Annotated in this window: 22 protein-coding genes; 10 read left to right on the plus strand and 12 right to left on the minus strand. The window is 60.9% G+C overall.

Features of this window, described 5'->3' with window-relative positions:
• Window positions 1–16: 16 nt before the first annotated feature.
• Window positions 17–355 carry an Hpt domain-containing protein gene (locus GH659_RS10695; protein WP_153111396.1) on the plus strand — a complete coding sequence of 113 codons (339 nt, stop codon included), beginning with the start codon at window positions 17–19 and terminating at the stop codon, window positions 353–355.
• Here GH659_RS10695 and bioD read toward each other — a convergent pair.
• The 7 genes from bioD to GH659_RS10730 all read right to left on the minus strand — a co-directional run bounded on the left by bioD (window position 352) and on the right by GH659_RS10730 (window position 8391).
• Window positions 352–1044, minus strand: coding sequence for a dethiobiotin synthase (gene bioD, locus GH659_RS10700; RefSeq protein WP_153111397.1), 693 nt, complete (start codon window positions 1042–1044; stop codon window positions 352–354). The two genes, GH659_RS10695 and bioD, sit on opposite strands and share 4 nt — an antisense overlap.
• A complete protein-coding gene (gene bioC, locus GH659_RS10705; RefSeq protein WP_246167810.1) occupies window positions 1041–1880 on the minus strand; it encodes a malonyl-ACP O-methyltransferase BioC in 840 nt (279 codons plus the stop codon). Before bioC ends, bioD begins: the two co-directional genes overlap by 4 nt.
• Window positions 1804–2556, minus strand: coding sequence for an alpha/beta fold hydrolase (locus tag GH659_RS10710; RefSeq protein WP_153111399.1), 753 nt, complete (start codon window positions 2554–2556; stop codon window positions 1804–1806). Before GH659_RS10710 ends, bioC begins: the two co-directional genes overlap by 77 nt.
• Entirely contained in the window at window positions 2553–3707 is a 1155-nt protein-coding gene (bioF, locus tag GH659_RS10715; protein ID WP_153111400.1) for an 8-amino-7-oxononanoate synthase, read from the minus strand. The genes GH659_RS10710 and bioF overlap by 4 nt, the downstream gene beginning before the upstream one ends.
• Window positions 3704–5050: an adenosylmethionine--8-amino-7-oxononanoate transaminase gene (gene bioA, locus GH659_RS10720; protein WP_153111401.1), complete on the minus strand. Its 1347-nt coding sequence runs from the start codon at window positions 5048–5050 to the stop codon at window positions 3704–3706. Before bioA ends, bioF begins: the two co-directional genes overlap by 4 nt.
• Before the next feature lie 20 nt (window positions 5051–5070).
• Window positions 5071–6246: a DUF2863 family protein gene (locus tag GH659_RS10725; protein ID WP_153111402.1), complete on the minus strand. Its 1176-nt coding sequence runs from the start codon at window positions 6244–6246 to the stop codon at window positions 5071–5073.
• 108 nt (window positions 6247–6354) lie between these two features.
• On the minus strand, window positions 6355–8391 hold the full coding sequence (locus tag GH659_RS10730; RefSeq protein ID WP_211364202.1) for a site-specific recombinase: 2037 nt from the start codon (window positions 8389–8391) through the stop codon (window positions 6355–6357).
• Between the two features lie 83 nt (window positions 8392–8474).
• Between GH659_RS10730 and yaaA the strand changes: the two genes are divergently transcribed.
• A complete protein-coding gene (gene yaaA / locus GH659_RS10735) occupies window positions 8475–9248 on the plus strand; it encodes a peroxide stress protein YaaA (RefSeq protein ID WP_153111403.1) in 774 nt (257 codons plus the stop codon).
• Here the strand turns inward: yaaA and GH659_RS10740 are convergent.
• Together GH659_RS10740 and fur are read right to left on the minus strand one after the other, a co-directional pair.
• Window positions 9207–9662 (minus strand): putative toxin-antitoxin system toxin component, PIN family, encoded by a 456-nt coding sequence (locus GH659_RS10740; RefSeq protein WP_153111404.1) that lies wholly within the window; start codon window positions 9660–9662, stop codon window positions 9207–9209. The genes yaaA and GH659_RS10740 overlap by 42 nt on opposite strands.
• A gap of 22 nt (window positions 9663–9684) precedes the next feature.
• Window positions 9685–10140 carry a ferric iron uptake transcriptional regulator gene (gene fur / locus GH659_RS10745; protein ID WP_153111405.1) on the minus strand — a complete coding sequence of 152 codons (456 nt, stop codon included), beginning with the start codon at window positions 10138–10140 and terminating at the stop codon, window positions 9685–9687.
• Between the two features lie 274 nt (window positions 10141–10414).
• Here fur and GH659_RS10750 point away from each other — a divergent pair, with 274 nt between their 5' ends.
• The 8 genes from GH659_RS10750 (at window position 10415) to GH659_RS10785 (ending at window position 15766) form a co-directional block, all read left to right on the plus strand.
• Window positions 10415–10777: an outer membrane protein assembly factor BamE gene (locus GH659_RS10750; protein WP_246167811.1), complete on the plus strand. Its 363-nt coding sequence runs from the start codon at window positions 10415–10417 to the stop codon at window positions 10775–10777.
• A 1-nt stretch (window position 10778) separates the two neighbouring features.
• A complete protein-coding gene (gene dapB / locus GH659_RS10755) occupies window positions 10779–11585 on the plus strand; it encodes a 4-hydroxy-tetrahydrodipicolinate reductase (RefSeq protein WP_211364203.1) in 807 nt (268 codons plus the stop codon).
• Window positions 11586–11727: 142 nt separating this feature from the next.
• Entirely contained in the window at window positions 11728–12123 is a 396-nt protein-coding gene (gene rpsF, locus GH659_RS10760) for a 30S ribosomal protein S6 (protein ID WP_153111407.1), read from the plus strand.
• Between the two features lie 23 nt (window positions 12124–12146).
• Window positions 12147–12446 (plus strand): primosomal replication protein N, encoded by a 300-nt coding sequence (gene priB, locus GH659_RS10765; protein ID WP_281349745.1) that lies wholly within the window; start codon window positions 12147–12149, stop codon window positions 12444–12446.
• Window positions 12439–12714 carry a 30S ribosomal protein S18 gene (gene rpsR / locus GH659_RS10770; RefSeq protein WP_153111408.1) on the plus strand — a complete coding sequence of 92 codons (276 nt, stop codon included), beginning with the start codon at window positions 12439–12441 and terminating at the stop codon, window positions 12712–12714. Before priB ends, rpsR begins: the two co-directional genes overlap by 8 nt.
• Window positions 12715–12731: 17 nt before the next feature.
• Complete coding sequence (gene rplI / locus GH659_RS10775) at window positions 12732–13181, plus strand: 50S ribosomal protein L9 (protein WP_153111409.1); 450 nt, start codon at window positions 12732–12734, stop codon at window positions 13179–13181.
• 137 nt (window positions 13182–13318) lie between these two features.
• Window positions 13319–14731, plus strand: coding sequence for a replicative DNA helicase (gene dnaB / locus GH659_RS10780; RefSeq protein ID WP_153111410.1), 1413 nt, complete (start codon window positions 13319–13321; stop codon window positions 14729–14731).
• 12 nt (window positions 14732–14743) lie between these two features.
• On the plus strand, window positions 14744–15766 hold the full coding sequence (locus GH659_RS10785) for an adenosine deaminase (RefSeq protein WP_153111411.1): 1023 nt from the start codon (window positions 14744–14746) through the stop codon (window positions 15764–15766).
• Between the two features lie 71 nt (window positions 15767–15837).
• Here GH659_RS10785 and GH659_RS10790 read toward each other — a convergent pair whose 3' ends face one another.
• From GH659_RS10790 to GH659_RS10800, 3 genes are all read right to left on the minus strand, one after another.
• Window positions 15838–17466 carry a methyl-accepting chemotaxis protein gene (locus GH659_RS10790; protein ID WP_246167812.1) on the minus strand — a complete coding sequence of 543 codons (1629 nt, stop codon included), beginning with the start codon at window positions 17464–17466 and terminating at the stop codon, window positions 15838–15840.
• A 65-nt stretch (window positions 17467–17531) separates the two neighbouring features.
• Window positions 17532–19271: a single-stranded-DNA-specific exonuclease RecJ gene (recJ, locus tag GH659_RS10795; protein ID WP_153111413.1), complete on the minus strand. Its 1740-nt coding sequence runs from the start codon at window positions 19269–19271 to the stop codon at window positions 17532–17534.
• Window positions 19268–20344, minus strand: a complete 1077-nt coding sequence (locus tag GH659_RS10800; protein WP_153111414.1) for a hypothetical protein — start codon at window positions 20342–20344, stop codon at window positions 19268–19270. Before GH659_RS10800 ends, recJ begins: the two co-directional genes overlap by 4 nt.
• Window positions 20345–20360: the final 16 nt, after the last annotated feature.

A 20360-nucleotide genomic window follows, 5' to 3' on the forward strand; every position in this document is an offset into this window, starting at 1 on the left:
TCTTCTGGAGTGACACATGACAAACGGCGTGGCGCTTTACGATCGCGGCGAGGCGATTGCCCAACTGGGTGGCGACGAGACCCTCTTCAACGAGATGGCGATGGTTTTCCAGGAGGAAAAAGCGTCCTATTGTCAGGCCTTGCAGGAGGCGCTCGCGGTAAGCGATACGGCGACCTTGCAACGTGAGGCGCATACGGTCAAAAGCGTTTTTGCCGCGTTGGCCTGCGAAACGGGGCGCCGGGTGGCGTTTGAACTGGAACAACTGGCGGCGACGGGCGAACTCGCCGGGGCCGACCGCCTTACCGATATCGTGGTCGATACGCTTGACCGGTTAGCCGGTGAACTCGGCGGCTAACAAGGTCGTCGATCGGGCAGCTGATCGGGCAAGGTCAGCCGGTCGGCAGCTTCTTCCGGCGTACTGTTGGCCGGAATGATCCCGAGCAGCGGGGCGTGCATGCGTTCCTTGAGTGCGGCGAGGTTCTCGTCGAAACGCGACATGGCCGGATCGATCCGGTTGGCGATCCAGCCGGCCAGTTTCAGTCCGCGGGCGGCGATCGCCTCCTGCGTGAGCAAGGCGTGATTGATGCAGCCAAGGCGCATCCCGACAACCAGAATGACGGGGAGCCCGAGTTTGACGGCCAGATCGGCCGTGTCGAAGTCCGGCCCCAGCGGTACGCAAAAGCCCCCGACGCCCTCGACGAGAACCGCTTCCGCCTGTCCGCGCAAGGCCGTAAAGGCCGTCACGATCCGTTCCGCATTGATCTCCTGGCCAGCCTCGGCGGCGGCGATGTGCGGCGCGATGGCTGGCTGAAAGAGGTAGGGGTTGATCAAATCGTAGGCTGCCTGTGCGCTTGAGGCGTGCCTGATTTGTTCGACGTCGTCGTTCTTGCCGTCGCTTCCGGTTCCGGCGGCGATCGGCTTCATGCCGATCGCCTTGATTCCGCGCGTGGTGAGCAAGTGGAGGAGGGCGCAGGTCGAGAATGTCTTGCCGATTTCGGTGTCGGTGCCGGCGATGAACCAGGCAGGAACGGTCTGAGTACTCATTTTGTGGCGTAACCAAGGATGACGTCGTAACAGGCCGGGAGGCCGGCCGGGGTGCGGTGCCGCTCGTAAGCGGCTTCGACCTTTTTCCAGGCGTGGCGTCCGAGCATGCCGTTGCGACCACCGTGGCCGACGTTCTGTGCGCCGATGGCCTTGACGGACTTGAGCAGCGATTTGAGATCCGGGTAATGCACCGTGTGCGTTTCACGCAGCAGGCGGATATCGCGAAATCCTGCCTGTTCCAGTGCCGCGTGCAGAACTTCCGGGGTCACGAACGTCAGCGTGTGGCGATGCCGGTCGATCTGGGCGAACGCTTTGTCAAGCTCGCGGAATGTGCCCGATCCAAGCGTGCTGAAGGCAATTTGCCCGGACGGCTTCAGCACGCGCGCGGCCTCTGCGAACACCGCATTCGGATGGCACCACTGGATGGCAAGGCTTGACCACCAGAGGTCGATGCTGGCTGTGGTCAGCGGCAGCTTTTCGATATCTGCGGCAATGCAGCTTTCGACGTCGCTGTTCGCGAGTTTGAGCATGGACGGTGCGAAGTCGATGCCAGTGATGCAAATGTTCGGCCAGCGCTCGCGCAAGAGGCGCGCCCCGTAGCCTGTTCCGCAGCCGGCATCGAGGACATGCGCCTTGTTTTTCGCGACGAACGATGTCGGGTCGAGTTCTTCGAGCAGGCGCTGGCAGACCGTGCGCTGGACTATGGCCGCCTGATCGTAAGAGGAGGCGGCGCGATCGAAGGACTCGCGGACGCGCTGTTTAATGACGTGCGAGGGCATGGCAGTAATCGCCGAGCAGGGCGGCGAAACGTTCGGGATCGTTAAGGAAGGGCGCATGGGCGGCGCCGGAGAAAACCTCCAGCCGGCTTTGCGGCAGTGTTTTGCGCAGCCATTCGGCGGCGGTGAGCGGCATCAGCGGATCGGTGTCGCCGTGGATGATCAGTGCCGGAGCCGCTATCGAGGCGATGTGCGGGCGCAAATCAACATCGCGTAGCCAGTGCAGGCCGGTGAGCAGCGTGGCCGTGTCCGGTTGTTGTGCCGACAGTATCGGCTTGGCCATCAGGCGACTGATCGAACGCGCATGGGTATCGCCCTGATTGACGAGGCCGAAGAATCGCTTGAGGGTGGCGGGGGCATCCGTTGCGATGGCCTCGCAGAAACTCTGCAGAAGCTCGGGCGGCTGGGCGCACGGCCAGTCGGAACGCTGGGTGAATGACGGGGTGCATCCGACGAGTACCAGTCCGCCGACCTGTTGAGGGGCGATACGCGCCGCTTCCAGCGCCAGCATTCCCCCGAGCGACCAGCCACAAATAACGCAGTTTTCGGGCAGTGAATCGGCGAGCGCACGTGCCGTTGCGGTGAAATCTTCCGTGAGGCAGCGTGTGCCGCCATAGCCGGGGAGATCGACGCAAACCACGTCGATCTGACGTGCAGCCAGCGCATCGACAACCGGCGTCCAAGCCGCACGGCCCAATCCCCAGCCGTGGATGAGCGCGAGTATCGGCGGCTTCATGCCAGATCCTGCAATGCGCCGATCAGTTGGCCGACCATGGCGCTGGTGTGTGCCGCGGAAAGCGACACGCGCAGGCGGGCGCTGCCTTTCGGCACCGTCGGCGGGCGGATGGCGGGTACCCAGAGACCGCGTTCCAACAAGGCGTTGGCGATGCGAACCACCTCGTGGTTGTCGCCGACGATGATCGGCTGGATGGCAGTGGGTGACGGGATCAGTTGCCAGCGTGTGCCAGCCAGCCCGTCGCGCAACTGGGTCGTGAGGTCGCGCAGATGGCGCCGCCGGTCGTCGCCCTTCTCGATCAGGTCAAGGCTGGCGAGCAGCGCGCAGGCCATGATCGGGCTGGAACCGGTCGTGAAGATGTAGGTGCGGGCGCGCTGCAGTAGCCATTCGATGACCGTTTCCGAGCCGGCGATGAACGCGCCGGAGGCGCCGGCGGCCTTGCCGAGCGTGCCCATGTAGAGGATGCGCGGGTGGGCGGCGATGCCGAAATGACTGAGGCTGCCGCGCCCGTGTTCGCCGAGGACGCCGAAGCCGTGCGCATCGTCGATCACCAGCCAGGCGTCGAAGCGTTCGGCGAGGGCGAGCAGTTCGGGCAGTGGCGCGACGTCGCCGTCCATGCTGAAGACGGCGTCGGTGAGGATCAGCTTGCGCTTGGCCTGGCTGGCGGAGAGCAGTCGCTCCAGCGCGGCGAGGTCGCCATGTGGATAGCGTTCGTGTTCGGCGCGCGAAAGCTGCACGGCGTCGATCAGCGAGGCATGGTTGAGCTTGTCGGCAAAGACGGCGTCGCCGCGTCCGACCAGCGCCGGCACGATGGCGAGGTTGGCCATGTAGCCGGTGGTCAGCAGCAGGGCGCGCTCGAAACCGGTGAACGCGGCGAGCCGCTGTTCCAGCGTTTCATGGGGCAGCAGATGGCCGCTGACGACGTGCGAGGCACCGCTGCCGACGCCCCATTCGCGTGCTCCCGCACAGGCGGCGTCGATCAGCGCCGGATCGCTGGCCAGCCCCAGGTAGTCGTTGCTGCAAAAGCTGATCAGTTCGCGCCCGTCGACGCAGGCGAGCGGTCCGCACGGCGCTTCGAGCGTGCGGCGGCGACGTTTGAGGCCGTCGCGGTCGAGGTCGGCGAGGCTGTGTTCGAGTTCTTCCCAGATCATGAGGTGAGCGTGGTGTCGATCGCGACCTTGATGGCGCGGCTCAGGTGGTCGATTTCGGTGTCGTCGACGATGTACGGCGGCATCACGTAGACGGTGTGGCCGATCGGGCGGGTCAGCGCCTCCTGTTCCAGTGCCGCACGGTAGAAATGGCGCGAGAACTTCGGATCGTCGCTGATGACGTCGAAGGCGACAATCATGCCGCGCTGGCGGAAATGGCGGACCTGCGGGTGATCGGCGAGCGGCGCGAGCGCGGCCGCAAGTTTCTGCGAACGGGCGACGTTCTGCTCCAGCACCTTGTCTTTGGCAAAGATGTCGAGCGTCGCCAGCGCCGCCCGGCAAGCCAGCGCATTGCCTGTGTAGGAATGCGAGTGCAGGAAGCCGCGCGCCGTGGCGTCGTCGTAAAAGGATTCGTAAACCGTGTCGGTGGTGAGCACGATCGACAGCGGCAGGTAACCGCCGGAGATGCCTTTCGACAGGCACAAAAAGTCGGGCCTGATGCCGGCCTGCTCGTGGGCGAAAAAGGTGCCGGTGCGGCCGCAGCCGACGGCGATCTCGTCGCAGATCAGATGGACCTCGTAGCGGTCGCACAGGGCGCGGGCGAGGCGCAGGTATTCGGGGTCGTACATGACCATGCCGCTGGCGCACTGGATCAGTGGTTCGACGATGAACGCGGCGATGCTTTCGTGGTGCGTTTCCAAGTGTCGTTCGAGCGCGGCGGCAGCGCGGCGGGCGACGTCGGCCGGCGTTTCGCCCGGTTCGGCTTTGCGGGCATCGGGCGTCGGCACGGTGGCGGCGGTGCGCACGAGCGGCGCGTAGGCGTCCTTGAAGATGGCAACATCGGTGACGGCCAGCGCGCCGACCGTCTCACCGTGGTAGCTGCCTTCAAGGCAGAGGAAGTTCTGCTTCTTGTCGCGGCCGCGATTGCGCCAGCTATGGAACGACATCTTGAGCGCGATCTCTGTCGCCGAGGCGCCGTCGGAGGCGTAGAAGCAGTGGCCGAGCTTGCCGCCGGTCAGCGCAGAGAGGCGTTCGGAGAGCTCGACGACCGGCCGATGTGTAAAACCGGCGAGGATGACGTGTTCGAGTTCGTCGAGTTGCGCGCGCAGGGCGGCGTTGATGCGCGGATTGGCGTGGCCGAAGAGATTGACCCACCAGGAGCTGATGCCGTCGAGATAACGCCTGCCGTCAAAATCGTACAGCCAGGCACCCTGGCCGCGGGCGATCGGGATCATCGGCAACTCGGCGCCCCGGCCGCCAGAATGCTGCTTCATTTGCGTGCAGGGATGCCAGACAGCCTTGAGGCTGCGTTCGAGGAGATCGGCGTTGCTGGTGATGTCGCTCATGGGAATCAATCTGTGCAGGGTTAGTGCAGGGTTTGCGAGGGCAGCGTCTCCGGGTCGGGCAGTTCGGCGTGCACCGTCTCGCCTTCGGCGTTGGGGTAGAGCGGGGCGCCGCAGTCGTCGCAGAATTCGAAAGGGAACTGCTGGTCGTGGACGATGATTTCCTTGATCCCCGATTCGCGCAGGATCGTCTCGACTTCGCCGACGACATCGGTGTTTTCGTCTTCGGCGCCGAGCAATGGCCAGATGACGCCGTGGACGATGTTGTCATTCTCGCGCGGGCCGAAACCGATGCGGTATTCCTCCAGGCGCTTGTCGTGGAAGCCGCCAATGACGGCTCGCAGAGTTTCGGCTGGCTTGCCAAGAGTGGTCTGCAAAAAGGCGACCGAGGCGCGCAGCGAATAGGGGCGCGAGGCGATATCGGCAGTGCGGCAGGCCGCATGGTAGGCGTCGGCCAGCAATGCCTGGAAGGAGCAACCGGTCAGCAGCGGTTCAATGCATGGGCTGCCTTGCTTGACCCACTCCTTGAGGGCGCTTTCGCGCGTCACGTCGTCCGTTTCGTTCCAGCGGAACAGCGCTGTCCCGTGGGGGACAGCAATAGCGCCGAGGAGGTACCGGGTGTCGGACAGGAACGGATTGGTTTCGGGCAGCGAGGCGACGTCGAGTTGCAGTGTGTTGTTCTGCAGGGCAGCGTTACCGAGATTGCGCATGAGCTGCCAGGTGTCGACGAAACTGCGCGGCAGTTGGTCAGGGCTGAACAGGTAATCAACAAGGGCAATCTGCGCGCCGGCCGAAAAGACATGGGCGCCGAGATGTACTTTCAGGTTGTCAAGTGTGCTCTTCGGGATCGTGCCGGCGGGTATCGAAAAGCGCGACCAGGCGAGGATCGGCGCATTGAACAGCAGGATGTCGAAGTCCTGCCCCTGGTGCGGGAAAACACACGATTCGACGCGCGATTCGATCATGTCGGCAAGTGCGTCGTGGGCGGCGGCATGCGAGTCGAACAGGCGGTCGAGCGAGGCATTCAGGTCGTCTTCGGCGCTTTCATGCAGCGATTTGTCGATCAATCCCGCCAGTTGCTCTTCCCAGAAGCTTTTCTCCAGTTTGCCGCCCGATTCGGCGAGGCAGATGGCGAGACGCCCCAGTTCGGTGGCGTCGGACGACATGCGTTTGCGGGAGGTAATGCGATTGCGTTTCATGGCAAGGCCTGTAGAGCGGAATAGCCGGGGATTGTAGCAAGGCGAGCGGGCAATAGGACGTCCGCGCATGTTGTCAGGCACGTTTTCTTTGTCGCCCCCATGGCTGGATTACGGCGTTTCGCCCTTGGGCGGCAGGAAAAAATCCCGCGGTTGGTGAATCAAATGGCGCAGTACGGCCATGCCGATCGCTCGCCACGGTGTTTCGGTGATCTGGCGCGCGCGCAATGCCACATTGAGCGCCAGGGCGAAACTGACCGCCAGATTGATGCAGCCGATGGCGGTAACGCCGAGCACGGCCCAGAGCAATGTCCAGAATTCGGGCACAAAGTTGAGGCCCACGTGCGCGATGCCGACAAAGGCCGATGAGAACGCAACGTGGCGAATGTCGACCGGCAATCCGAACAGAATGCCGAAAATCGTTGTTCCGCCGAGCAGGAAGCCGAAGATGAAGTTGCCCGAAAGTGCGCCGAGATTGTCGCCAATGTAGGTGGCGATGCGCCGCATGCGCGCTTCGCCAAGCAGTCGCCTGGGCCAGGCGAGCTGAATAATCCGCGTCGGAATACGGTTGTAGGCGGCGAAGTTGTCGAAATAGCCGCTGATCAGGCCGGACAGGAACAGGCAGATACCGGCAATTGCTGCGTAGAAGACGGTGCCGCTGTGCACGAGGCTTTGTTCCTCGAATAGGTGGTTTGCCTTTTCGGGACTGACAAAAGGCTCCCCGGTAAGCGTGAAGACGGCGTAGGCGATCAGCCCGGCCAGCGGCACGGCAATGCCGACGTTGCCGAGAATGGCGATCAGCTGGCTGCGTACGGTGCGTGCGATGAGCCAAGTGAGGTTGTCGATATTGCGTAATTTGCCGCCTGTCTCGCCAATGCAGGCGGCGATGGCGCTGGCCGTCATCGCCGGCTGTTTGGTGGCGACCGTGCCATGCAGGATGTGAATCAGGCAAAAGCCCAGCCCGTAATTGAGACAGAAGAGCAGGGCGCCGGTCAGCGGTGGCAGGTCAGCCTTGGTCAGCCAGAGTTTCAGGCAGGCCATGAAGGCAATGATGCAGCCGCCGATCATGGCCGAACGGGCCATGGCGCGGTATTCGCCCTGACTCTCCGTGATGTAGTGCTCGCCGTGGGCGCGTGTGTTGTCGGTGACGCGTAGCGCGATCAGCTCCATGTTTTGGCGCCAGTGTTTGCGCAGGTTGTTGTGCAGGCATTCGTCCTGGACCAGCCGGGAAAACAGGGTGACGATGGCCGGATAAGGCGTTTCGCCATCCGGGTCGAGACGCAACGCTTCGGCGATGTCGAGCAGTCGTTCGCTGCGTCGGAGCAGTTGCTGCAGCCGTTGCAGATGGTAGGTCAGCCGGATGCTGGTGCCTTCGCGTCCGGCGCGCTTGCGGATGCGTTCGATGACCTGCCGGCACTGGCCATAGAGAACGCGCAGGTGCTTGTCGTCGATCGCCCCCCGGTTGCCGGTGTCTTCAGCACTATTGGGTGCTGTTTGCCGCCAGTGCGACTGGTAGCTTTCAATGTATTCGGTCAGTTCGCTGTTTTGCGTGACGAAGGGCGAACCGAATGTTTCCAGCGCGGGTTCGAGACGCAGGAGTTCCGGTTCCATGCCGATGGCGGCTATCCAGTGCGAAATAAAACTCAGCGAGCGCAGGATTTCGGCGATCGGGCGGGGCAGCGCGGGATCGGGCACATCCGGTCGCGCATCGTCGAAACGCAGCGAGTGAACCAACTGCAGCCACGCTTCTTCGCCGACGCCGAGAACCCAGTGGCGGTCGCCGGGGCGGTGGAAAACCTGGCGCAAAAATGTGCGTAGCTGGCCGGGTTCGGCAACCTCTGGCAGCAGTTTGTGACCGATACGGCGGAACAGTTCGCTGAAGAATCCGGTGTTGGGGAGGATGCCGGTCAGCGTGTAGAGTTCGGTGTGCCGGTAGGTGGCGAGCAGTCGAAGCAGCGTGTCGCGAACGTGCGTCCGTGCTTCCGGCTGGCGGCTCAGGATGAAGCACAAGGCATGGATGTTTCGCCGTGCTGTGTCGAAATCTTTCGGGTCGCTTGGACGTAGCGTGTCGGTCAGGTGAATGAATGGTTCGGCGGGGTCGGCAGCCGGATCGGCAAACCGGCCTAATGCGTGCTCCATCGCTTCCATGATTCCTCCGGAACGGTGAACTTCTTGATCGGTCGAATACAATCCTAACAAATGACAACTTCCTTTTTGTTTTCGTTCTGGACATGCTGATCGTTATTTCTCCCGCAAAATCGCTCGATTTCGAAACGCCGCCGACTTTGCCCGAATACACGCAGCCCGAATTTCTCGATCAGGCACGTCTGCTGGTCGAGCAGTTGCGGCTGCTTTCGCCTGCAGATATTTCCAGTCTGATGGGCATCAGCGATCCCTTGGGCGCGCTCAACGCCCGACGTTACGCGGAATGGTCGCTTCCCTTTACGCCGGGGGTGGCCAAACAGGCGGTTTTCGCCTTCAACGGGGATGTCTACGAGGGGTTGGGCGCGCCTTCACTTGGCGCCGGGGATTTGCAATTCGCGCAAAGTCATCTGCGTATCCTCTCCGGCTTGTACGGCGTGCTGCGTCCGCTCGACCTGATCATGCCCTACCGTCTCGAAATGGGAACCCGCCTGGTCAATTCGCGCGGCAAGGATCTCTACGCCTTCTGGGGCGAGCGGATTGTCGATGCGCTGAACGTCGCCGTCGCCGATGCCAGGGAGCCGGCGCTGGTCAACCTGGCTTCGGAGGAGTATTTCAGATCGGTCAAGGCCAAAAAACTGAGTGTTCCGGTCATTCAGCCCGTTTTCGAAGACTGGAGTGGCGGCCGGTACAAGGTTGTCAGTTTCTATGCCAAACGGGCGCGCGGTTTGATGGCGCGTTTTGCCGTGCTGCGGAAGATTGTTGAGCCGTCTGGTCTGCTGGCGTTCGACAGCGAAGGATATGCGTTTGACGCGTCGGCGTCAGAGGCGTCGCGCTGGGTTTTCCGGCGCAAGTTGCAGTAGCTGGCAGGCCGCTTCGGGCGTGACGATGCCAAATGGCGGGCGCAGTCCGCGGCGGCGGGCCAGTTTCAATAGCTGCTTGTCGCGGGTGATCAGCAGGTCGGCCCGGCAGCGGGCAGCCAGAATCAGGAATTTCTGGTCGTCCGCATCGCGGCAGCGCGGCAGGTCGCCGAATTCTTCGCCCGTGTATTCGCAGAGATTGACGAACTGCCTGTAACGCTCCATCAACACGGCGCGGCTGGCTTCGTCGAGCTTGAACTCCGGGTAAGTGGTGACGCGTTCGAGTTCGGCCAGGCACTCGGTGTCGGTGAAGCAGCTGATGTCGCCCTTTGTTGCAGCGTCATGCAAGGGGCGAGTATGCCGGTCGTCGAAATGGAGCATGTCCATCACGACATTTGTGTCGAGTACTACGTGCATTAAGCGGTTCGGTGCTGGTACGTCAGGAAGCGCCTTTTTCCATCTCTTCGACCTTCTTGCGATACTCGCAGTCCGGCTTTATGCATTCGGCGTAGATGTACAGCGCGTGCTCTTGGATGACGAAACCGCGTTCCTTGGCGATCTTTTTCTGACGGCGTTCGATTTCTTCGTCGAAAAATTCTTCGACCCGGCCGCAGTTCAGGCACACGAGATGGTCATGGTGATGGTTTGCCTTGATTTCGAAAACGGCCTTTCCGGATTCGAAGTGGTGGCGTTCGAGTAGCCCGGCTTGCTCGAATTGTGTCAAAACCCGGTAGACGGTAGCCAGGCCAATGTCCATCTTTTCACTGAGAAGCATGCGATAAACGTCGTCTGCCGTCAGATGTCGCGGCTCAGCCTTCTCAAAGAGCTCGAGAATTTTGATGCGGGGAAACGTGGCTTTAAGCCCCATGCTTTTCAGTTCGTTGGATTTGCTCATGTCTAGGCTGGGTAGGCAAGGAAAGGAGGCATTGTTTCGGTTATGATATACCGCAAGACACGCTTTATGAACTTCAGTTCATATTTCGTCGCGTACGCATTCGCTTTGTTTTATATGGCGCTTCCGTATTCCCACTTTCTTATCTGGAATCATCCTCAACATGATTTGTTGTCGATTTTTTAGTGTTGTCCTTCTTTCCTTGGTGGCTGTTTCTGGATGCTCGTCGGTGCCGCGCCTTGTTAGCGAGTACAGGATTGACGTTCAGCAAGGCAACGTGCTGACGCAGGAAATGGTTTCTCAGCTCAAGCCGGGATTAACGAAGGACCAGGTGCGTTTCGCTCTTGGCACACCAGTGCTGATCGATATGTTCCATGTCAATCGCTGGGATTATGTGTACCGCTTGCAGAAGGGTACCGGCGAAGTGGAAATGCGCAAGTTCGCCGTTTTTTTTGATGAGAATGATCGCCTAGTCCGCGTTTCGGGTGACGTGGAGGCGGCTCAGGCGGGTGATCCGGTTGCTGGTACGGAGAACAAGATGCGGGAAATCGACCTCGGATCGGTTCCGGATGATGCGGTTGCGCCGCCCATTCAGGAAAAAGGGTTCTTCGGCAAAATGATGGAAAACATGGGACTTTGATATGAGCGCAATCAGGATTGCAATTGTCGGCGCCAGTGGGCGCATGGGGCGGATGTTGATCGAGGCTACTCTCAAGGATGAGAGGGCGGAACTCGTTGCCGCCATCGATCAACCGGGAACGCCGGCGATTGGCAAGGACGCCGGTGAGCTTGTCGGGATGCCGTGCGGCGTGCCGGTGACGAGCGATGCGGAAGCAGGAATCGCCAAGGCTGATTGTCTGATCGATTTCACGCGTCCGGAAGGGACGCTCGAGCATCTCGAGTTTTGTCGTCGCCACAAGGTTTCCATCGTGATCGGTACAACCGGTTTTTCCGACGAGGAAAAGCAGGTCATTGCAGAAACGGCAGCGGAGATCCCCGTTGTTTTTGCGCCCAACATGAGTGTTGGCGTCAATCTGGTTTTCAAACTGCTCGATACGGCTTCCCGCATCCTCAATCAGGGTTACGACATCGAAATCGTCGAAGCCCACCATAAGCACAAGATCGATGCGCCTTCCGGTACAGCCTTGCGCATGGGCGAAGTCATTGCTGAGGCACTTGGGCGCGACCTCAAGGAGTGTGCCGTCTACGGGCGTGAAGGCGTAACCGGCGAGCGCGATCCATCTACGATCGGATTTGCCACCGTGCGCGGGGGCGATATCGTCGGCGATCACACGGTTATGTATTGCGGCACCGGCGAGCGTGTCGAGATCAGCCACAAAGCGGGGAGCCGCATGCCCTACGCGCTGGGAAGTCTGCGTGCCGCGCGCTTCCTCGCCGAGAAAGCGAATGGCCTGTTTGACATGCAGGAAGTTCTCGGATTGCGTTAATCGTTAGCACGTTGCCGAATTCCCGGAAGCAGGCAGGTCGCAAAAGCGTTGCCTTGCCTGCTGCAAGTCGGCTAGAATGGCCGGCTTTTCAACCTTGCTCCACCGTTCGCATGGCGGGGGGCTTTAACCGTAAGGAGCGTTCATGCGTCATTACGAAATTGTTTTTATCGTCCATCCTGATCAAAGTGAGCAGGTTCCGGCGATGGTTGAGCGTTACAAGACGCTCGTCACCTCGCACGGAGGCCAGATTCACCGCCTCGAAGACTGGGGCCGTCGTCAGCTTGCCTATCCGATCCAGAAACTGCACAAGGCTCACTACGTTCTCATGAACATCGAGTGTGATGGTGAAGTGCTGGCCGAACTCGAACATGGTTTCAAGTTCAACGATGCCGTGCTGCGTCACCTGACCATCAAGATGAAGAAGGCCGTGACCACCCCGTCGCCGATGATGAAGGAAGAAAAGTCCAAGTCGATGATGGCCGCCGCTTCTGAAGAAGCAGCCGCTGAAGGCAGTACGGAAGCCGAAACGGCCGCCTGATTGTCGAGGCTCGACTGAACCGGATCGAACTCAGCGGAACCCTGATCGAGCGCAAGGCGCTGCGATTTACCCCGGCTGGCGTGCCAGTGACCGAATGTGTGCTTGAACACCAGTCGGAGCAGGTGGAGGCCGGGAGTCCAAGGCGGGTTGCTTGCCACGTACAAGCGATTGCCCTTGGCGACGCAGCTAACTGGCTTCAGGGTGCAGCTCCCGGAGTTGTGCTGAATGTGACCGGTTTTCTGGCTTCGCGAAGCCAGAACAGCAAACAGTTGAGAGTGCACATTACAACGATCGAATTTGCAGAAGGAAATCAAAATGGGTAAGTTCTTCAAGAAGAAGGATGATAAGAACGTCAAGAAACGTGGCGGTGGTGCGTTCAAGCGCCGCAAGTTCTGCCGTTTCACGGCTGAAAAAGTCGAGATGATCGACTACAAGGATGTGGATGTTTTCAAGGAATACATCGCTGAAAACGCCAAGATCATGCCGGCTCGTCTGACCGGTACCAAGGCTGGTTATCAGCGCCAGCTGTCTGTTGCCATCAAGCGCGCACGCTTCCTGGCCCTCCTGCCCTACACCGACAACCACCAGTAATAAGAGAGGAAACGACGATGCAAATTATTCTGATGGAAAAAGTCGTCAATCTCGGTAACCTTGGCGACCTCGTCAAGGTGAAGGATGGCTACGCCCGTAACTTCCTGATCCCGCAAGGCAAGGCCAAGCGTGCTACGCCGGCTGCCCTGAAGGACTTTGAAGCCAAGCGCGCCGAGCTCGAGAAGGCCGCAGCCGAGAAGCTGGCAGCCGCCCAGGCTTTTGCCGAAAAGCTCGAAGGTATTGCTGTGACTATCGCTCGCAAGGCGGGTGTCGATGGCCGTCTGTTCGGTTCCGTGACCAATTACGACGTTGCCGACGGCCTGAAGGCGATGGGGTTCGATGTCGAGAAGTCTTCCATTCGCATGCCGATGGGTCCGCTGAAAGTGATCGGCGAAACGTCGCTGGAAGTTTCTTTGCATACCGACGTTCTGGCAAACATCAAGGTTGTCATAGTCGGCGAACAGTAATCCAGTAGTTTCAAGGATGTGCCGATTCGGCACCGGAAAAAGCCTTGCCAGCGTGCAAGGCTTTTTTGTTTTGCAGCCGCCAAGGTGGCAAGTCTAGCGTTAGACTTGCCCGCTTACCACCGCTTTCCGGAAGATATATGGCCAAGCCGTTTGCTTCTTCAAATTCGAAGAAATTCCAGGTTGATCCTGCCATCGCGCAATTGCGCATCCCGCCGCATTCGATCGAAGCGGAGCAGTCCGTTCTGGGCGGCCTGTTGCTTGATAACGCGGCGTTCGACAAGATCGCGGACCTGGTTGGCGAAGAGGATTTCTACCGCGACGAACACAAGCGGATTTACCGCCACATCCGGAGACTCCTTGAACGCAGCAAGCCGGTCGACGTCATCACCGTGGCGGAGAGTCTCGAACAGTCGGCCGAGGGCGAAGAGAGTGGTGGTCTGGCTTATCTTGGCGAGCTTGCCGCCAATACGCCGTCCGCCGCCAATATCCGCCGCTATGGGGAAATTGTTCGCGAACGTGCGATTTTGCGTAAATTGGTGTCGGCTGGCGATGAGATTGCCGACAGCGCATTGAATCCGCTCGGGCGCGATCCAAAACAGCTGCTCGACGAGGCCGAGGCAAAAGTTTTTGCGATTGCCGAATCCGGCTTTCGCCACCAGTCCGGCTTCCAGCATATCAACCCGCTTTTGACGCAGGTTGTCGAGCGCATCCAGGAATTGCACGACAGCGATAATCCCTCTGATATCACCGGTGTGCCAACCGGCTACCACGACCTCGATGCGCAGACCTCCGGGCTTCAGCCTGGCGATCTGCTGATCGTTGCCGGCCGCCCGTCGATGGGTAAGACCTCTTTTGCATTGAATATCGCCGAGCACGTGGCCATCGAAGTGGGGCTGCCAGTCGCTGTTTTCTCGATGGAAATGGGTGGCGCGCAGCTCGCGATGCGTATGTTGTCGTCGGTCGGCAAGCTCGATGCGCACCGCGTGCGTACCGGGCGGCTGAACGATGATGAATGGTCGCGCCTGTCCTTTGCGCTCGGCAAGATGCACGAAGCGCCGATTTACATCGACGAAACGCCGGCATTGAACCCGATCGACCTGCGCGCACGGGCGCGGCGGCTGCATCGCCAATGCGGCAAGCTCGGGCTGATCGTGATCGACTATCTGCAGCTCATGTCATCCGCCAACCAAGGGGGGGGCGAGAACCGGGCGACGGAAATCTCGGAAATTTCCCGTTCGCTCAAGGGGTTGGCCAAGGAACTGAGCGTGCCACTGATCGCGCTGTCACAGTTGAACCGCTCGCTCGAACAGCGCCCCAACAAACGGCCAGTCATGTCCGACTTGCGCGAATCCGGCGCTATCGAACAGGATGCCGACGTGATCATGTTTATCTACCGCGATCAGGTCTATAACCCCGATACGCCGGACAAGGGCACGGCCGAAATCATTATCGGCAAGCAGCGTAACGGCCCGATCGGTACCGTGCGCATGGCCTTCCTCGGCGAATACACGCGTTTCGAGAATCTGGCGCCGCAAGGCGGCTCGTATTAAGCGAACACAGGCATGGAAATGCACAATTTCATCTGCGGCCTGCCCAAGGCCGAGTTGCACCTGCACATCGAGGGATCGCTGGAACCCGAGATGATGTTCGCACTGGCGCAGCGTAATGGCGTGACGTTGCCGTATGCTTCCGTTGAGGCCGTTCGCGCCGCCTACAATTTCAGCGACCTGCAATCCTTCCTTGACTTGTACTACGCGGGAGCGGCCGTGTTGCAGACCGAGCAGGATTTTTACGATCTGACAGCGGCTTACGTTCAGCGCGCCAGAGCAGACAACGTGTGTCATGCCGAGTTGTTTTTCGACCCGCAGACGCATACCGAGCGAGGTGTTCCGATGGCGACGGTTTTTGCCGGGATTGCCCGCGCTCTGCGTGACGCAAGGGAGCAGCACGGTTTTTCGAGCCGGATGATCCTCTGTTTCCTGCGTCATCTTTCGGAGGAAGAGGCGCTTGCAACGCTCGAAGCCGCGTTGCCGTTACGCGAGGCTTATGCTGATCTTTGGATCGGGGTTGGGCTCGATTCGGGCGAGGTCGGGAATCCACCTGAAAAATTCTCCCGTGTTTTTGCCAAGGCGCGTGAATTCGGCTTACACGCGGTAGCGCATGCCGGCGAAGAGGGACCTCCGCCCTACGTGTGGGGCGCGCTCGACGCGCTCAAGGCGGAACGCATCGATCATGGCGTGCGTTCGGAAGAAGACCCGGAACTGATGCGGCGACTGGCGAGCGACAACGTGCCGTTGACGGTGTGTCCGCTATCCAACCTCAAACTCCGTGTGGTCAAGGACCTGCGCGAGCACAATCTGGCGCGCCTGTTGCGGGCCGGGCTGTGCGTGACGATCAACTCGGACGACCCGGCGTATTTCGGTGGCTACATGAACAACAACTTTCTGGCGACGGCTGAGGCGCTGCAGTTGTCCCGCGAAGAGCTTGTGCAGATTGCAGGGAACGGTTTTGTCGCCTCATTCGCATCCGATCAGCAAAAGCAGGCGTGGCTCTCGGAGTTGCACGAATACGTGTCCGCGCATTGAGACGATCGGAGTGGCGACGGCCGCTGCGATTGCTCGCAGCGGCCGTCGCTTGATATGAGGTGATTCGGTGCTTAGCAGCGGAAGCAGCTGACCAGCTTGTTAAGGTCGCTGGAAATTTTTTCCAGATCCGTCGCGGTTTCGGCCGTGGCCTGCATCGTCGAACTCGTTTCCTCGACCATCTGCGAAATCTGTTCGACGCGTTGCGCGATGTTCGAGCTGGCGACGCTTTGCTCGCGGGTGGCATCGGCCACTTCGCGAATGCGGTGCAGTGTCGATTGGGCGCCTTCCTTGATCTGGCGCAACGACTCGGCGGCTTCCTCGGCCGCCTTGACGCCGGCGTCCACCTGCGGCAGCGCAGCATCCATGACGCCGACGACCTGTTGGGTATCCGTCTGGATGCCGGCAATCATCTGTTCAATTTCGACGGTCGCCGAGGACGTCCGTTCGGCCAGTTTGCGCACTTCATCGGCAACCACGGCAAACCCCCGGCCCTGTTCGCCGGCCCGAGCCGCTTCGATGGCAGCGTTTAGCGCCAGCAGGTTGGTCTGTCCGGCAATCTCTTTGATGACGCCAGCGATCGAGGAAATCTGGTTGGCGTGGTCCTCGAGTTTGCGGATGCGTTCGGACGCATCGCTGACCGTGGTCGCAATGGTATTGATGTCCTGGCTGGCGGCCTGAATACGGCTGAATCCGGTTGCGGCGAGTTCGACCGCCGCGGACGATTCGTGTTCGGTTTCGTCGGCGCTGTCGGAAATATGTTTGACGCTGACCGTCATCTGTTCGATGGCCGCGGCCATGGACTGCGTCGCGTCGTTCTGGGACTGTGAAGCCTTCGACACCTCGTTCGAGGCGATGCTGATTTTTTCGGCGTCGCGCGCGAGTTTGGTCGCTTCCTGACCGATTTCCGCGAGCATCTGGCGGATGGCGAGCACCATGTCGCCCATCGACGCCACCATGCTGCCTTTCGGAGCAGCGGGCATGGTGCCTGTCAGATCGCCGGCGGCGGCGCGCGACATGAAGCCGATGGCCTCGGCCGGTTCGCCGCCAACCTGACGCAGTACGCCGCGCGCAATGGCAAACCCGAAGCTGCCGATCAGTGCGATGAGGAGGGCGGCAATCGCCAGGTCGGTCAACAGCCGTTTCTGGAATTCGGCGTTGATGTCGTCGATATAGACGCCCGTGCCGATGACCCACGCCCACGGTTCGAAAAGCTTGACGTAACCGAGCTTGGGTACCGGGTCCTTCTGCCCGGGGCGTGCCGTCAGGGTGGTCAGGTACTCGCCGCCCGGATTCTTCTGCACCGTCGCCAGGATGTCCTTCCACGTGTAGTTGCCTTGTGGATCCCGGATTTTCTCCAGCATGTTCTGCCCGATGCGCTCCTTGATGACGTGGTAGACGCCGACGCCTTCCGTCGTGAAGGAATACACGTATTCCGCCTTGCCGTCCTTGCCGCCGTAGCGAATCATGCCGATTGCTTCGGCCGCCGCCTTCTGCGCCTCTTCGCGCGTCAGTTCTCCGGCCGTCTCCTTCGCCTGAAAGGACGTCAGGGTGGCGTGCGTGCTTTCCAGCACCGAGCGGATGACGGCTTGGCGACTGCCGATCAATTGCTGCCGCATCTCGATGGCCGAATAGACGACCAGACTTATCAGGCCAAGCAAGGCCGCAACGACCAGCAAGGCGATTTTTGTTTTCAGTTTCATTTGGTCAATCATTTCTCACCTGTGCATGAAAGAGGGACGCGCGATGCAAACAGCTTATCGTGCGGCTATGCCCCAATATTTTCGATATGCTCGATCATTAATTGCGGCGACTGCACGCCGTTGTATTCGTTGACCGCCAGACGGTACGCGGCGCGGATTCTGGCGCCGGCAGAGTCGGCAAAATTGAACTGGATGGCATCGATCCGCAGTTCGCCCCGGCGCAGCCGCAGCTTGAGATGCTTTTCCTTCAGGATGCGCTGGTTTTCGACAATGAATTCGTCCTCGAACAGCGGCGCGGGGAAACCCTGGCCCCAGACTTCATCTTCGAGCAACCGCGCCGTGTTGATCGAAAAGTGTCCGGTTTCAAGGCTGCCGTCCGTTTCGAGCGTGCGCGTGAGGTCGGCCGGGGAGAGCAGTTCGCTGGCTACCTGGGCGAACAATTCGCGGAAACGGAGAAAGTCCGCTTCCATGATCGTCGCACCGGCTGCCATCGCGTGGCCGCCGAAGCGCTTCAAGATTCCGGGGGCGCGCTTGGAAATCAGATCGAGCGCATCGCGCAGGTGCAGGCCGGGAATCGAGCGGCCGGAACCCTTGATTTCGCCGTCTGCCGTTTCGCCATTGTTCGACTCGCCACGCGCGAAAGCGAAGACGGGGCGATGCCGTTTGTCCTTGATGCGCGAGGCGAGGATGCCGATGACGCCTTGATGCCATTCGGGGTCGAAGAGGGCGATGGCCGGGCCTTCGGTTGCGTCGATGGCGTCGAGGTGGACGAGCGCCTGTTCCTGCATGCCCGATTCGATGTCCTTGCGCTCGCGGTTGAGTTTGTCGAGGTCCTGCGCGATGTTGAGGGCGCGACCCTCGTCGTCGGTGATCAGTGCCTCGATGCCGAGCGACATGTCGGCGAGCCGCCCGGCGGCGTTGAGGCGCGGCCCGATCATGAAGCCGATATCCATGCTGCCGGCCTTGGCCGGATCGCGCCCGGCGGCGCGGAAGAGGGCGCGAATGCCGGCATTTATCCGTCCAGCGCGCATGCGCTTGAGCCCCTGATCGACCAGGATACGGTTGTTGCGGTCGAGCTTGACGACGTCGGCCACCGTGCCGAGGGCGACGAGGTCGAGCAAGGTGGCGAGATTCGGTTCCTTGATGCCGGTGTCTTCCCCGAACCAGCCGCGTTCGCGCAATTCAGCGCGCAATGCGAGCATGACGTAGAACATGACGCCGACGCCGGCGATGCACTTGCTCGGAAAGTCGCAGCCAGGCTGGTTGGGATTGACGATGCACTCCGCCGCCGGCAGTTCGTCGCCCGGCAGATGGTGGTCGGTAATCAGCGTGGCGATACCGAGTTCGTTGGCGCGGGCGACGCCGTCGATACTGGCGATACCGTTATCGACGGTGACCAGCAGGTCGGGATTCATCGTGGCGGCGAGGTCGACGATTTCCGGCGACAGGCCGTAGCCGTAGGTGAAGCGGTTGGGCACCAGATAGTCAATGACGGCGCCCGAGTCGCCGGCCATCGAGCGCAAGGCCCGCACGCCGACGGCGGTGGCGGTGGCACCGTCGCAGTCGTAGTCGCCGACGATCAGGATGCGCGCCTGCGCCTCGATGGCGTCGGCGAGGAGCACGGCGGCGTCACCGGTATGGGTGAGCTGTGCCGGCGGAATCAAGCCTTTCAGGTCGTAGTCGAGGTCGCTTTTTGTTTCGACGCCGCGCGCGGCGTAGAGGCGGGCGAGCAGTGGGTGCACGCCCTGTTGTTCGAGTTGCCACTGGATGCGTGGCGGAACGCGGCGGGCTTTGAGTTGGGTCATTGGAAATCCTTGGCCAGCTTTTGTGCGATTTCTCTCAGCGATTGCGAGCGGCGCCAGAATTTCAACTGGTCGATCGGTCGAATTTGCCAGTCAAGACTGGCGTAGGTCGTCGTCGAAACAATCGAGAGTTTTCCGGGCTTGCCGCGAACGAGCGCCTTGCGCAGTGGTTCGAACCAGCGCGCTTCAAGTGAGTTGATCGCGTCCCGGTATTCCGTTGCGTGCTGGTCGTGTGCCGGACAGGTAAGGTCGTCGAGTACGACGAGATGGCTTGATCCGGGTTCGGCGTGTTCGAAGAAGAGGCTGGCTTCCGGTGGCGCAGGATGGTGTGAGGCACCGGACAGGCGGGCGAGGCCGCGCGCGATGGGATCGGCACTCCAGACGCCGTCAAAGGGGCGGTCAAGATCCACAGGCAGTTGCCCCGGCCCCCAAAGCCACAAGCCGTTGATTGTGAGTTGGCCGGCTTCGTCCCGACGCTGGTTGACTGGATGGAAATGGAACAGCGTCTGAATGTCGTTGAACAGGCGTCGCACGTCTTTGGCGTGGGCCAGTTCGGCCAGCAATTGCTCGACGGCGCGGCCGGCGACGGCTGATAGCGGCGGTGCGTCGTAGCCGGCGATCAGTTCTGCCTTCTTGAGTTGCAGATACCAGCGGTCGGCAGTGGCTACGTGAAATTGCCCGATATCGCGAAGCTGCTCGTTCAGTTCGGCGGCTAAAGACTCGGCCTCGTCCTGTGTAATGGCAAGTGTGCGGCTGTCGGCCAGAAGCAGGCGTTCCTGATGAAAGCGTAGATGGACGGGGTCGGCGCAGAGCCAGAGATCGCCTTCCATGTTATGCGCGGGACGGTGTTCTCCCGATCGGCGTAGCGCACCGAAAGGAATCTGGCCGGTGAGGCCGAATTGTCCGGCCAGCACGTTCTCGGCGGGTTGCGTTGGGCGGCGGTCGAGCTGGCTGCGTGCCAATAGTCGCGTCAAGGACGGGCAGGTCAGCGAGTGGAACGTGTCCGGGTCGTCCGGTTGGGGCCAAAGAAGCTCCGGAATGAGCAGCGTGAGGTGGGTAAGCTTGGGGGCTGGCATGCGTCCTTGGAACAGT

Origin of the sequence: Propionivibrio limicola (assembly GCF_009469695.1) — a bacterium.
GTDB classification, from domain to species: Bacteria; Pseudomonadota; Gammaproteobacteria; order Burkholderiales; family Rhodocyclaceae; genus Propionivibrio; species Propionivibrio limicola.